The organism is Ruegeria sp. BI12, from assembly GCF_056537985.1.
In genome coordinates this window covers 95,147-107,858 of the sequence record NZ_JBQFSL010000003.1, presented here as the reverse complement: position 1 = coordinate 107,858, position 12,712 = coordinate 95,147, and the positions used below count along the sequence as shown (strand labels likewise).

The window sequence follows — 12,712 nt, the reverse complement described above, 5'->3', positions numbered from 1 at the left end:
TTCCCCAGGTCTTAGTGCTTTGAGCCAACCTGACGTCCAATCTGGGCGGAAACAGGGCATACATTGGATAATATCAGGGTTTCAATTCGGATCGTTTGCATATGGGAAACGCGGAAACGATGGTTTCCCAGATGGCCACAAAGCCTGTAAGCCAAGGGTTTTGGGTGATTTCAGCCGGATATGCTAGGATGACAATGGCAAATTTGTGACCACGGAGGAGATCATGAAAGCCATTTATACCATCGCAGCCATATGTCTGTCCGCGACCCTTGCATGGGCTGGTGGCGAAACACCCTCGAACCCGGATGCTCGGGTTTATTTTGTAAACCTGTCGGACGGCGACACGGTGTCATCGCCAGTGACCGTGGTCTTTGGGTTGAGCGGAATGGGGGTAGCCCCGGCCGGCACCGAAGCGGAAAACACAGGTCACCACCATTTGCTGATCGATCGCCCGCCGATTGGTGAGGGCGAGGACGGTGTGGATGAATTGGCCTATGGTCTTCCAGCGGATGACAATCATCTACATTTCGGCGGCGGACAGACCGAGACGACCGTGGAACTGTCCCCGGGTACGCACACACTGCAACTGGTGCTGGGGGACGCGGGCCACGTGCCGCACTCGCCCCCAATTGTGTCTCAGGTGATCACCATAAATGTAGAGTAGTCTGCGTGCCCTCAACGCAGAGGCGTTTAAGCGGCGATGGGCAACAGGAAAATGCTGCGCGCCAGCGCCGAATCCAGCCGTTTTGGTGAATACCATTGATCGAGAACAGTCTTGGACATCAAATCGGGGTTGTTCCCAGCGAATTCCTCGAATGAATTGGTTTGAGAACTGGCAAGACGCTCTGCGATCAAGCTCATGAATGCGTATGTGATCGTCAGATTGAACTTGTCCGGGGCACCGGCCTTTGCTGCAAGCGTTCGGATCCCCTTGGCGTAGATCGCCGCGGCATCGATGAAATCATACTTGCGCAGCAGATCGTATGCGACCTGTACATGTTCGGCATGTCCGAAGGTCGTGTTGTCGATGGCGTGTTTCTCAAATGCGTTGGTGATATCGGCGCTCATTCCCCGTCCTCCTTGAAACGGTGGCTATCCTCGGCTGTCCAGTCGAGGTCGTAGACATTTTTGAGTTGCTTAATCTTCTCCAGCGTTTCCTCGGAAAACGCCGGCTTGTTTTCAAAACTGTGCAAGGCGATGCCTTCGATTAGATCGCCAAGGGTCATATCCAACGACTCTGCCAGTCCTTTGAGGACTTTCAGCAGGCGCTTTTCGATTCGAATTCCCGTCTGGGTGCGTTCTATTTTCTGACTCATTGCGTACATATGTACATTGGTAACAAGAGAGTCAAGCGGCACAAAAAAAGCCGCCTCTTTCGAGACGGCTTCCTTCAGTTCAATTGAGGTGTTGCTTTAGAACGTTGCCGCCAGTCGCGTACCTTGATTGATCGCCCGTTTGGCGTCCAGCTCTGCCGCCACATCGGCCCCGCCGATCACGTGCGGAGTAATGCCGCGTTCGATCAGCGCATCCGCGAGGCTGCGCTCGGACACCTGACCGGAACACAGAACGATTGTGTCCGCCGCGATCACGGTCGGATCAGCACGTTCTTCGCCAAAGCTGACATGCAGGCCGTCCTCATCGATACGCTCGTAGTTCACGCCGCCCACAAAGTTGACGTCCTTCATCTTGAGCGTAGCGCGGTGAATCCACCCGGTTGTCTTGCCCAGACCCTTGCCATGCGCTTGCTTCTTACGCTGCAGCAAGGTGACATCACGCGCAGGTGCCGCAGGCTGAGGGCCTTCTGGTGCCAGGCCCGAGCGATGCTCGGCCGGATCGGTCACGCCCCACTCCTTCATCCAAGCGGGCAGGTCGGTGGTGATGCTGTGGCCGTCTTCCAACAGGAACTCGGACACATCAAACCCGATGCCACCTGCGCCGATTACGGCGACAGATTTGCCGACTTCGGCTTTGTTGCGCAGCACATCGATATAATTGATGACGTTGTCCCGATCCTGACCAGGAATCTGCGGATCACGCGGTGTGACGCCGGTGGCGATGACCACCTCGTCAAAGCCGGTCAGGTCGTCGGCGCTTACTTCACGGTTCAGCTCTACCTTCACACCCAGGTCGGTCATCATATTGCGGTACCAATCGACCAGTCCCCAGAACTCTTCTTTGCCCGGAACTTGCTTGGCCATGTTCAATTGGCCACCAATCTCCGAGGCGCGATCGAACAGTGTCACGTCGTGGCCGCGCTGTGCGGCAGTCATTGCGGTGGACAATCCGGCGGGGCCGGCGCCGACAATGGCAACCGTCTTTGGAGCTTCAGCAGTGGTGATTTCCAATTCGGTCTCATGGCAGGCGCGGGGGTTCACAAGGCACGAGGTCAGCTTGCCGCTGAATGTGTGGTCCAGACAGGCCTGATTGCAGGCGATGCACGGCGCAATCTGTGCCGCGTTACCTGCAATTGCCTTGTTGACGAAATCCGCATCGGCCAACATCGGACGGGCCAGGGACACCATGTCAGCGCAACCCGTCGACAGGACCTCTTCGGCGACCTCGGGTGTGTTAATCCGGTTCGAGGTGATGACCGGAATCGAAACCTTGCCCATCAGCTTCTTCGTCACCCAGGCAAAGGCCGCACGAGGAACGCTGGTGGCAATGGTCGGAATCCGGGCTTCGTGCCAGCCGATGCCAGTGTTGATGATCGTGGCACCGGCTTTCTCGATACGCTGGGCCAGTTCAACAACCTCTTCATGGGTCGAGCCATTGGGGATGAGGTCAATCATCGACAGGCGGTAGATGATGATGAAATCGGTGCCCACGGCCTCTCGCGTGCGGCGCACGACTTCAATCGGCAGGCGCATGCGGTTCTCATATGACCCGCCCCAGCGGTCGGTGCGCTTGTTGGTGTGGGTAACCAGGAACTGGTTGAGGAAATACCCCTCGGAGCCCATGATCTCGACCCCATCGTAACCCGCTTTTTGGGCCAGAACAGCTGCGTTCACGATGTCGCCAATCTGTTTTTCAATACCCTCTTCATCCAGCTCATTCGGCGGGAAGGGCGAGATCGGAGACTTTACCGGGCTGGGGGCCACACATTTCGGACCGTATGCATAGCGCCCTGCGTGAAGGATCTGCATCGCGATCTTGCCGCCGGCCTCATGCACACGCTGGGTGACGATGGAGTGGTTCGCGACCTCTTTGTCATTAGTCATCATCGACGCACCGGGCAGGACCGAGCCCTCAAAGTTCGGACCAATCCCGCCTGTCACCATCAGCGCCACTCCACCACGGGCGCGATCAGCATAGAACTCGGCCACGCGGTTCCAGTCTCCGGTTTCTTCAAGGCCCGTGTGCATCGACCCCATCAGGACGCGATTCTTCAAAGTGGTAAAGCCCAGATCCAGCGGGGCCAGCATGTTTGGGTACGCAGTCATGGCGAACTCTCCCTCCCGATATTCGCTCGTTAGATTGACGTGCGCGTCAACATTGTCACGCGAAACCTAACGTCACACCCTTTGCCTCGGCTCTGCTGGTTGCTACAGACGCTGCAAAGCTTGTTTACGAGGCCGTGTATGACCCCAGAAGAGATCGCAAAACTGCCTTATCGCCCCTGCGTGGGACTTATGCTGATGAATGCCGAGGGCAAGATCTTTGTCGGCCAACGAAATGACCGCCACAAAGAAGCATGGCAGATGCCGCAGGGCGGGGTGGACAAGGGCGAAGGCGCTCGGGACGCAGCCCTGCGTGAGTTATGGGAGGAAACCGGCGTGACCTCGGATCTCGTTGAGGTCGTGGCCGAGACGGACGGCTGGCTGCCTTATGATTTGCCCCACGACATCGTGCCCAAAATCTGGAAGGGCCGCTATCGCGGGCAGGAACAGAAATGGTTCTTGCTGCGGTTCACCGGCCGCGACGATCAGATCGACATCCAGACCGATCACCCGGAGTTCACCCGGTGGAAATGGCAGGAGCCGGGCAAGCTGATCGAAGAGATCGTGCCATTTAAACGCGACGTGTATCAGCAGGTGGTTGCCGCCTTTGCCGATCACCTGTCATAAAGCGGCATGCAGATTGAAGACATCTGGCCCAAGTACCGCGCGCGCCTGAAGGCGTTTCTGCATTCGCGTGTGTCCAACACCGCGGATGTGGAAGACCTGTTGCAAGAGATCTCGGTCAAAGTCTTCACTGGTCTGCCCAACCTGAAAGACCCTGCCAAACTGCAGCCGTGGTTGTTTCAAACGGCCGACCGCACAATCATCGACCACTACCGAAAATCAGGCCGTACCGAGGCGCACCCGGATGATCTTTGGTATCACCGGGATGATCCGGAAACGCGCCAGGATCTTGAAGGATGCGTCGAACCTTTCATTCGCGGATTGCCGCAGGAAACCGCGGACATGGTGATGGCGATCGACATCAATGGTATGTCCCAACAGGATTATGCAAAGGCGCAAGGACTGGCGTATTCAACGCTCAAGTCCCGGGTTCAAAAGGGCCGGGCAGAGCTGCGAAAAGCGTTCGATGATTGCTGCAACATCTCGATGGATGTGCGGGGCAATATCTCGGAGGTTCAGGAAAAACCGAAATCCTGCAAAAAATGTTGATCTGATCGTCGTCTTTTTGGCGCGGGCTTCGTCTGACAGATGAAACCAGCAAAAGGAAAGACCAATGATCCGTATCATCAGTTTCAAAATCTGCCCCTTCGTTCAGCGTGTCACTGCGCTGTTAGAAGCCAAGCAGGTACCTTACCAGATCGACTACATAAGCCTCAGTGACAAGCCGGACTGGTTTCTGGAATTGTCGCCTACAGGCCAAGTGCCGGTTCTGGTGACCGAAGGCGGTACTGCGCTGTTCGAATCTGACGCAATTGCTGAATACCTCGACGAGGTAACAGTACCGCTGCAGCCCGACCTGACACCCGAACAGCGCGCCCTGAACCGCGCGTGGAGCTATCAGGCCAGCAAGCATTATCTGGTTCAGTGCAGCGCGATGCAAAGCGCGGATCAGGCGATCTTTGCGGATCGGACGACCAAGCTGAACGCCTCGTTCGCAAAGGCCGAAAAGCAGCTTGGGGACGGCCCGTTCTTTACGGGTGAGGCGCTTGGCAATGTCGATATGGCGTGGTTGCCTTTGCTTCACCGCGCTGCAATCGTGGTTGATCACAGCGGGCACGATATGTTGGCAACCTATCCCAAAGTGAAGGCTTGGCAGCAGGCTCTTCTGGCGACAGGCATTCCTGAGAAAACCGTGTCTGATGACTTTGTCACCCGGTTCACCGATTTCTATCTCGCAGAGCGGACGTGGTTGGGGCGGGGTGCGAACCTGAACGAAGCGCCTGCAACCGCTCAGGTGAAACAATCCGGCGGGTGCTGCGGGTGATTCACTCACTAAGCCGCACGTTGGCGTGAGGGGGCGTGGCCGCATCTGATCGACCTGTCTAGCTTGATGGGTATGAAGGACACGGCTCCAACTCTCTCTTCTGTAAAACCCGCCGGACGCAAGTTCACCGGCACCGACCGTCGCGCTCCGTTGCGCGGCGGTCTGCATGGATGCGGGGAATATGGCGCAGGGCAGACGGCAGGCCGTTTCTACCCCATCGCCTGCGTCGCATTGGAAGTCACGCAGCGCTGTAATCTGGACTGCACGCTTTGTTACCTCTCGGACCGGGCCGAGATGACCTATGACCCACCGTTGTCGGTATTGTTTGCGCGTCTTGCCACAATCCACAGCCACTACGGCCCCGGAGTTTCAGTCCAGCTGACGGGGGGTGATCCGACCCTGCGCAAGGTCGAAGACCTTGAGGCGCTGTGCCGCGAGATTCGCCGCCTAAACATGCGATCCTGCCTGATGACAAACGGCATTCGCGCCAGCAGGGCGTTTCTGACGCAGCTTGCTGCCGCCGGGTTGGACGATGTGGCGTTTCACGTGGACATGACGCAGGAACGCAAGGGGTTCAACAGCGAGGCTGAGCTGAATGTTGTACGCCGTGCCTATATCCGGCACACGCGTGGGCTGGGCCTGCGGGTGTTGTTTAACACAACCGTTTTCGGCGGTAACTTCGATGAATTGCCTGCGCTGGCGCGGTTCATGCGAGACTGCCCCGAGGTCGCCTTTGTCTCGTTCCAGATGCAGGCCGATACCGGGCGCGGAGTGCTGCGCGAACGGCCCGATGCGATCACGCAGGATAGCGTGATGGCGGCGGTTGAGGCCGGGTATGAAACGCCTTTGCATTTCGACACGGCCGCCGTGGGCCATGCAAAATGCAATCGCTATGCAAGTGTTGTTACCGCTGGAGGGCGCGCGGTTTCGCTTTTGTCCGCCAAGCGCCTGACGCACAAAGTGATCGCTGCGCTCAGCAAGGTTGATCAGCCGGCAGACGGCCATATCGACACCCGCGACAGCGTCTGGCGCATGGTGAGGCGCTACCCGCTGTTGGCGCTGCGGGCCGGGCTACATCTGTTGGGATGCGTGCTGCGGTTGGGGCTAGGGTTGTTGCGAGGTCCCGTCCGTCGGCAGTCAGTGTTTATCCATAATTTCATGGCCGCCGATGCGCTCGAAGAAGATCGCTGTGCGTCTTGCGTCTTCATGGTCGCCACTGCGAACGGGCCGCTGTCCATGTGCGTTCACAACGCGCAGCGTGACATGCATCTGGCCGCGCTAGACCGGGTCGACGGGCCGACTGGCCCAAGCTGGTGGAATGCCGCAGTTCCCCGACTGTCCGGTGGTCCCGACCTGCCGGACTTAAACGATCCGCGTCTGGCCCCGTTCAAGCGGCTCAAGGGGCAGATGCGGGCCATGCGACGGAATCAAAAGGATGCGTCATGAGAAAACTTCTGATCCTGCTGCTTACAGTTTTGAGCGCTTGCGCCAGTGTTGAACGGCTTGCTTTGCCCGCGCCAAAGGCGTTGCCGGGGCAGACCCTGACAAGATTTGCGTCTCCGCCAGGTGAAAGGGTCGATCATCGCGAATGGACTGCCTTCTTGCGCCGTTATGTCTCCACGGACATAAATGGGGTGAACCGGGTGGCATACGGACAGGTGACACAGGCGGACCGGACGCGCCTTTCCGAGTATCTGGTTGATCTTCAATCCGTGGACCCTGCGCGGCTGACACGCGAACAACAGTTGGCCTATTGGATCAATCTGTACAATGCACTGACGGTGGATGTGGTCCTTGCAAACTATCCCGTCGCGTCGATCCGCGACATCAAGGATGGGCCATTATCGATTGGGCCGTGGAACCAAACTCTGACGCATGTGGCCGGGCAGGAGCTGACCCTCAATGACATCGAACACCGCATTATTAGGCCCTCATTCAATGAACCACGTATCCATTATGCGCTGAATTGCGCTGCTGTGGGATGTCCTAACCTGATGGATCGCGCCTGGCGGGCCGAGACCCTTGAGAGCGACTTTGCCGCCGCCGAACACGCCTATATCAATGACCCGCGCGGCGTGCAGTTCGACGACCGCGGTGGATTGATCCTGTCGAAGATCTTTATCTGGTTCCGTGAGGATTTCGGGCCGAATGAACGGGCTCTTCTGGCCTACATTGCGACCGCAGCGGAACCCGAGCTACGTGCCCGACTCCAGCAAGCGCCGCGTGTCAAAGCGTATCAGTATGACTGGGCATTGAACGACGCGGCGGCTGGGTCTTAGTTAGCGGACTACAACAATCCTTCGGTGCGCAGCAGGTCCTGCATGTTTGCCTCGGGGCGTGGGCCGATATGGCTGATGACTTCGCGGGCGCAGACATTGCCGATCTTGGCGCAGGTTTCGTGATCGCGGCCTGTGGCCATGCCAAACAGGAACCCGGCGGCAAACTGATCACCCGCGCCGGTTGCGTCCACCGGTACAACTTTCTCGACCGGTACGTCGACGCGTTGTCCTTCGCTCAGAACAGTTACACCATCGCCAGACCGCGTGCACACGACCAGTGGGCAGATCGAGGCGGTTTTGGCAAGAGCCTCTTCCAGATCATCGGTTTCGAACAGGGATTTGATTTCGGCCTCGTTGCCAATGACAAAATCAAGCTCGTTTTCGATCAACAGCAGGAAATCGACGCGGTGGCGTTCCACGCAAAACGGGTCGGAAATGGCAATTCCCGCCTTGCCACCGCCCCTGTGACAGGCACGCGCGGCCTCAAGAAACGCAGCTTTGCCCTTTTCCTTGTCGAACAGATAACCCTCCAGGAACATGATCTGGCTGTTGCCTGCGACGTCATCCGACACGTCCTGCGACGACAGTTCGGAGGAAATCCCCAGATAAGTGTTCATCGACCGTTCCCCATCGGGCGAGACAAAGATCATAGAACGCGAGGTCGGCAGTTCGCCCCCGGGTACCGGAGGGTTCACGAAGTCCACGCCGTCCTCGTTCATCGCATCTGCGTAGAACCGGCCCAGAGCGTCGTCATGCACCCGCCCGATAAACGCCGAATCCAACCCCAGCGCGCCCGCGCCGGCGATCGTATTAGCGACCGAACCGCCCGGCGTCTGCACCCGACCCTCCATCGAGGCATAAAGCACTTCGCCACGCTCCTGCTCGATCAGTTGCATGATGCCTTTCTCGATGCCCATCAGCTCCAGGAAACTGTCGTCGGCTTGGGAAATCACGTCCACAACGGCGTTTCCGATGCCGGTCAGTTGGTAGGTTTTCATAGGTTCTTGTCCTCAAATTCGCAGAGATCGCGGATGATGCAGGTAGGGCACATAGGCTTGCGTGCTTTGCAGTGGTAGCGGCCATGCAGGATCAACCAGTGATGCGCATGCAGCTGAAAGTCTGTGGGGATATTGTCTTCGATGGCGCGCTCGACGGCGTCGACATTTTTACCCGGGCAAATGCCTGTGCGATTGCCGACACGGAAAATATGGGTGTCAACGGCCTGTGCCGGGTATCGCCACCACATGTTTAGAACCACATTGGCCGTCTTGCGCCCGACACCCGGCAGCGATTGCAGTGCTGCACGGGAATTAGGTACCTCGCCGCCATATTCCTCGACCAGAATACGGCTAAGCTTGATGACGTTCTTGGCCTTCTGGCGGAACAGACCGATGGTCTTGATGTGTTCGATCAAACCTTCTTCGCCCAGATCCAGCATCTTTTGTGGCGTGTCAGCGATCTTGAACAAGGCGCGTGTCGCCTTGTTCACGCCCACATCTGTGGCCTGCGCAGACAGGGCTACGGCGACGACCAGTGTATAGACGTTGACATGTTCAAGCTCGCCCTTGGGTTCAGGGTCGGCGTCATGGAACCGCGTAAAGATCTCGCGGATCTGGTGATATCCGAGTTGTTTTGCCATCCGCGCCTTAATGCCGTGTGATGGTCACAGGGTAAAGGGCATCAAGGCCGGGTTGCGACAAAGAAATGTGCCTCCTGCGGCACGACGAACACGCCGTCTTGCGCATATGGAAGCAGAAAGTCCGAAACATCGTTGATCACGTGTTCGGTCGCACCCTCGCCTTTCTGACGGATGTCGCTTTCTATTGGCAACGCTAGGATTTGGGCTCTCAAGTCCTCGAATCTGCGTTGCAGAGTGATTGCATCGTGTTCCACGACTGAAAATCCGGCGTCCTGTAATAATGAGGTGATCAAGTCACCGTCCCGAAATGAAAACGGGGCCCTGGCTTTTTTCGCCGCGTTTTCGCCGACATGTCGGGTCAGAGCCTGAGCCAGTGCATCATTGAACGGCGATATTGCGCGCCAGCAAGTCAGGCAAAGGGAACCACCGGATTTTAACACTCGGTAAATCTCGGCCAGTGCTGCGGGTTTGTCCGGGAAAAACTGCAACCCTTGCTGCAGGCAGGCGAGATCAAAACTCTGGTCGCCAAACGGAAGATTCGTCACATCGGCGGTGGACCATTCAAGATCGTGATCGGTCGGCGTTGCCAGGGAACGTGCCACCTCGATCATCGTTTGGTTCAAGTCAGCTCCAACCACACGGCCTTTTCCGGGCAAATGCTCAAGAAGAACGCGGGTTAAGGCTCCAGTGCCGCATGCGACGTCAAGTAAATGACCGTTGGCGGGCAAGTTGAGGCGTCGAACCGTAGCCTCAGCCAACGGACCGAACATCGCCGGAACAGAATGCGCCTGATACTTTTGCGCAGCTGCATCGGACAGTTGGAAGGCGTCGATTGGGGGCATGGAAGCAATCTCCTGACCCAAAAGACCTTAACACAAGTCAGGCAGTCCGGAAATCGTCGGCGTCAATGCGCAGGTTTCGGGTCGCTAAATTACGGCCAATCCGACTATGCTCTTTGTAACAGAGCATGAGGTGAAACCATGAACGTCCAAACTCCAGAAAGCGGCTATCACTACAACGTCATGCGCCGCGCGATCGACCTGATTGATCAGGGCGGTGAAAGCTTGAGCCTAGAGGAATTGGCACGCCAGATGGATATGAGCCCCGCGCATTTTCAGCGCCTGTTCTCACGTTGGACCGGAGTATCGCCGAAACGCTACCAGCAATACCTGACGCTGGGCCATGCCAAGGCACTACTGCGCGAACGCTTCACCACGTTGGAAACCGCGCACAACGTCGGCCTGTCCGGCAGTGGCCGTCTGCACGATCTGTTTCTGAAATGGGAATCCATGAGCCCTGGCGAATATGCGCGCAGGGGCATGGGGCTGACGATCTATTGGGGCTGGTTCGAATGCCCCTTTGGCCCGGCACTGGTCATGGGAACCGACAAGGGTATCTGCGGAATTGCTTTCGGGGCCGAAACTGGCGAAGAGGCCGCGATGGAGGATATGATTTCGCGTTGGCCAAAAGCGGATTTCATTGAGGATCCGATGCGTCTGCGCCCCTGGGTGCTGAGTGCCTTTGGCGCGGCAAGTGATCGGCTGGAACCAACGCCGCTGTATCTCATCGGCTCGCCCCTTCAAATCAAGGTTTGGGAGGCGCTGATGCACATCCCTTCGGGTCAGGTCACCACCTATTCCGAGATTGCGCAACGTGTGGGATCGCCACAAGCCGTGCGCGCCGTGGGTACCGCGGTTGGCCGCAACCCGGTCAGTTGGTTGATCCCGTGCCACCGGGCTCTACGCAAATCCGGTGGGCTGGGTGGCTATCACTGGGGCCTGCCGGTCAAACGCGCAATGCTGGCATTTGAGGCTGCTCAGGCCGACGCATAATCACTTCAAAAACAGACTTTGCGCTGCTGCATCCTGTGATAGTGAGAATCCATGAAGCAGGACAGCAGGCAGATCACACAGACATTCGCGGCGTGGGCGATTCCGGTTTCGGTGGCGGTTTTGCTGCTGAAACTATCGGCTTGGTGGGTGACCGGCTCGGTCGCTCTTCTGTCGGACGCCTTGGAATCGGTGGTGAATGTCGCCGCATCGTTGCTCGCCTTTTTCGCAGTGCGGATATCGGGCATGCCCCCGGACAAAAAGCACCCGTTCGGGCACAAGAAAGCCGAGTATCTGTCGGCGGTGATTGAGGGAACACTGATTGTTCTGGCTGCGCTGCTGATCATTCGTGAAGCCGTCTATGCCCTGCCTAATCCGCATCTGGCCGGGGAACCGTTACTGGGTATTGCCATTAATGTGGGCGCCACCTGCCTGAATGGCGTCTGGGCGTTTCTGCTTCTGAGGATAGGGCGACGTGAAACCTCACCTGCGTTGGTGGCAAGCGGCAAGCATATTCTGACCGACCTTATGACTTCGGTCGGGGTCGTGGTCGGGTTGCTGGTTGCGATGGCGACAGGGTGGCTGATCCTTGACCCCATCATCGCGATTCTGGTCGCCATCAACATAATATGGGAAGGTTGGAAAGTTATCCGCAGTTCAGTCGATGGGCTGATGGATGCTTCGCTAACGGATGGGGAATTGACCTCTGTCCGCGAGACGGTCGAGGCCAATTTGGGTCCGGCACTGGAGTATCACGATCTGCGCGGTCGCAGGTCCGCTAACATGATCTTTGTTGAGTTTCATCTTGTTGTCGACGGTGACATGTCAGTCACGGACGCGCATGAAATCTGCGACAACATCGAAGAGGCACTGATCCGAAAATTTCCGGGATCGGTCTTTGTCATCCATCTGGAACCAGACAGCGAGTTGAAAAGTGCCGGCGCCTGATTGACAGATACACTCGCCGGTGTCAAAGGTTTCTTTCAGGTTTGGGTCCCCTGCCGTTCGCTGCCATTTGGCATTGGTGAAACCCGACAGATGAACATCTGTTGCCCTTTTCTGGCGCGCGGATGGCAATGCGAACCCCGTCCTGAATTGGCGCCCGTTTTGGAAACGAGGCAAGAAATGACACGTTCAAAAAATATTGCTCCACTTGAGGAGCTAAAAGCGCAAGCGAAGCGACTAAGAGAGAGATTGCGCGGTGCCGGGGTCACGCTCTCGCACAGTGAATCGCTGGAAGTGCTGGCCCATCAACATGGCGTGCGCGATTGGAATACGTTACACGCAATGGCTGGAAACCGCATGCAGTTGCGTGTTGGTGACAGGGTTGAAGGGCTCTATCTGGGGCAGCCTTTCAAGGCGGAAATCCGAGGTATGACCTTGTTGGGAGACGGGTCGCATCGGCGCGTAACCTTGCACTTTGACACGCCCGTGGACGTCGTTCAGTTCGACAGTTTCTCGGCCTATCGGCAGCGTGTGACCGGTGAGATTGGCTGGGATGGCCGGTCTGCGCGGCATACTTCGGACGGCCAACCGCAACTGATCGTACGACCTGAGTAGAAAAAGCGCGGCGGGTAACA

The 12,712-nt window shown here is 57.4% G+C and carries 15 protein-coding genes; 9 read left to right on the top strand and 6 right to left on the bottom strand.

The features are described 5' to 3' along the window. The first annotated feature begins 223 nt into the window (after nucleotides 1–223). Nucleotides 224–664: a DUF4399 domain-containing protein gene (locus ACR0AK_RS19450; RefSeq protein WP_170562079.1), complete on the top strand. Its 441-nt coding sequence runs from the start codon at nucleotides 224–226 to the stop codon at nucleotides 662–664. Between the two features lie 26 nt (nucleotides 665–690). Here ACR0AK_RS19450 and ACR0AK_RS19445 read toward each other — a convergent pair whose 3' ends face one another. From ACR0AK_RS19445 to ACR0AK_RS19435, 3 genes are read right to left on the bottom strand one after another with little or no spacing between them, the layout of a single operon-like run. Next, nucleotides 691–1,068: a hypothetical protein gene (locus ACR0AK_RS19445; RefSeq protein ID WP_170562082.1), complete on the bottom strand. Its 378-nt coding sequence runs from the start codon at nucleotides 1,066–1,068 to the stop codon at nucleotides 691–693. Beyond that, nucleotides 1,065–1,358: a hypothetical protein gene (locus tag ACR0AK_RS19440; protein WP_368040301.1), complete on the bottom strand. Its 294-nt coding sequence runs from the start codon at nucleotides 1,356–1,358 to the stop codon at nucleotides 1,065–1,067. The genes ACR0AK_RS19445 and ACR0AK_RS19440 overlap by 4 nt, the downstream gene beginning before the upstream one ends. A 54-nt stretch (nucleotides 1,359–1,412) precedes the next feature. Beyond that, nucleotides 1,413–3,440: a 2,4-dienoyl-CoA reductase FMN-binding domain-containing protein gene (locus ACR0AK_RS19435; protein WP_480794616.1), complete on the bottom strand. Its 2,028-nt coding sequence runs from the start codon at nucleotides 3,438–3,440 to the stop codon at nucleotides 1,413–1,415. Between the two features lie 138 nt (nucleotides 3,441–3,578). Between ACR0AK_RS19435 and ACR0AK_RS19430 the strand changes: the two genes are divergently transcribed. From ACR0AK_RS19430 to ACR0AK_RS19410, 5 genes are all read left to right on the top strand, one after another. Continuing rightward, nucleotides 3,579–4,064 (top strand): RNA pyrophosphohydrolase, encoded by a 486-nt coding sequence (locus ACR0AK_RS19430; RefSeq protein WP_480794615.1) that lies wholly within the window; start codon nucleotides 3,579–3,581, stop codon nucleotides 4,062–4,064. A gap of 6 nt (nucleotides 4,065–4,070) precedes the next feature. Then, entirely contained in the window at nucleotides 4,071–4,610 is a 540-nt protein-coding gene (sigZ, locus tag ACR0AK_RS19425; protein WP_480794614.1) for an RNA polymerase sigma factor SigZ, read from the top strand. 64 nt (nucleotides 4,611–4,674) lie between these two features. Continuing rightward, on the top strand, nucleotides 4,675–5,385 hold the full coding sequence (locus ACR0AK_RS19420; RefSeq protein ID WP_480794613.1) for a glutathione S-transferase family protein: 711 nt from the start codon (nucleotides 4,675–4,677) through the stop codon (nucleotides 5,383–5,385). 72 nt (nucleotides 5,386–5,457) lie between these two features. Next, nucleotides 5,458–6,831, top strand: a complete 1,374-nt coding sequence (locus ACR0AK_RS19415) for a radical SAM protein (protein ID WP_480794612.1) — start codon at nucleotides 5,458–5,460, stop codon at nucleotides 6,829–6,831. Further along, a complete protein-coding gene (locus tag ACR0AK_RS19410) occupies nucleotides 6,828–7,664 on the top strand; it encodes a DUF547 domain-containing protein (RefSeq protein ID WP_480794611.1) in 837 nt (278 codons plus the stop codon). The genes ACR0AK_RS19415 and ACR0AK_RS19410 overlap by 4 nt, the downstream gene beginning before the upstream one ends. An 8-nt stretch (nucleotides 7,665–7,672) precedes the next feature. Here ACR0AK_RS19410 and ACR0AK_RS19405 read toward each other — a convergent pair whose 3' ends face one another. Genes ACR0AK_RS19405 through ACR0AK_RS19395 form a run of 3 tightly spaced genes read right to left on the bottom strand, consistent with a single transcriptional unit; the run spans nucleotide 7,673 to nucleotide 10,145 of the window. Beyond that, a complete protein-coding gene (locus ACR0AK_RS19405) occupies nucleotides 7,673–8,662 on the bottom strand; it encodes an adenosine kinase (protein WP_480794610.1) in 990 nt (329 codons plus the stop codon). Next, nucleotides 8,659–9,303 (bottom strand): endonuclease III, encoded by a 645-nt coding sequence (gene nth, locus ACR0AK_RS19400; protein ID WP_480794609.1) that lies wholly within the window; start codon nucleotides 9,301–9,303, stop codon nucleotides 8,659–8,661. The genes ACR0AK_RS19405 and nth overlap by 4 nt, the downstream gene beginning before the upstream one ends. A 41-nt stretch (nucleotides 9,304–9,344) precedes the next feature. Then, a complete protein-coding gene (locus tag ACR0AK_RS19395) occupies nucleotides 9,345–10,145 on the bottom strand; it encodes a class I SAM-dependent methyltransferase (RefSeq protein WP_480794608.1) in 801 nt (266 codons plus the stop codon). Nucleotides 10,146–10,283: 138 nt separating this feature from the next. On the opposite strand from ACR0AK_RS19395, the gene ACR0AK_RS19390 reads away from it, so the two are divergent. The 3 genes from ACR0AK_RS19390 (at nucleotide 10,284) to ACR0AK_RS19380 (ending at nucleotide 12,692) form a co-directional block, all read left to right on the top strand. Then, nucleotides 10,284–11,135, top strand: coding sequence for a methylated-DNA--[protein]-cysteine S-methyltransferase (locus tag ACR0AK_RS19390; RefSeq protein ID WP_170562113.1), 852 nt, complete (start codon nucleotides 10,284–10,286; stop codon nucleotides 11,133–11,135). 51 nt (nucleotides 11,136–11,186) lie between these two features. Then, on the top strand, nucleotides 11,187–12,080 hold the full coding sequence (locus tag ACR0AK_RS19385) for a cation diffusion facilitator family transporter (protein WP_480794607.1): 894 nt from the start codon (nucleotides 11,187–11,189) through the stop codon (nucleotides 12,078–12,080). A 177-nt stretch (nucleotides 12,081–12,257) separates the two neighbouring features. Further along, nucleotides 12,258–12,692 carry a glyoxalase superfamily protein gene (locus ACR0AK_RS19380; RefSeq protein ID WP_480794606.1) on the top strand — a complete coding sequence of 145 codons (435 nt, stop codon included), beginning with the start codon at nucleotides 12,258–12,260 and terminating at the stop codon, nucleotides 12,690–12,692. Nucleotides 12,693–12,712: the final 20 nt, after the last annotated feature.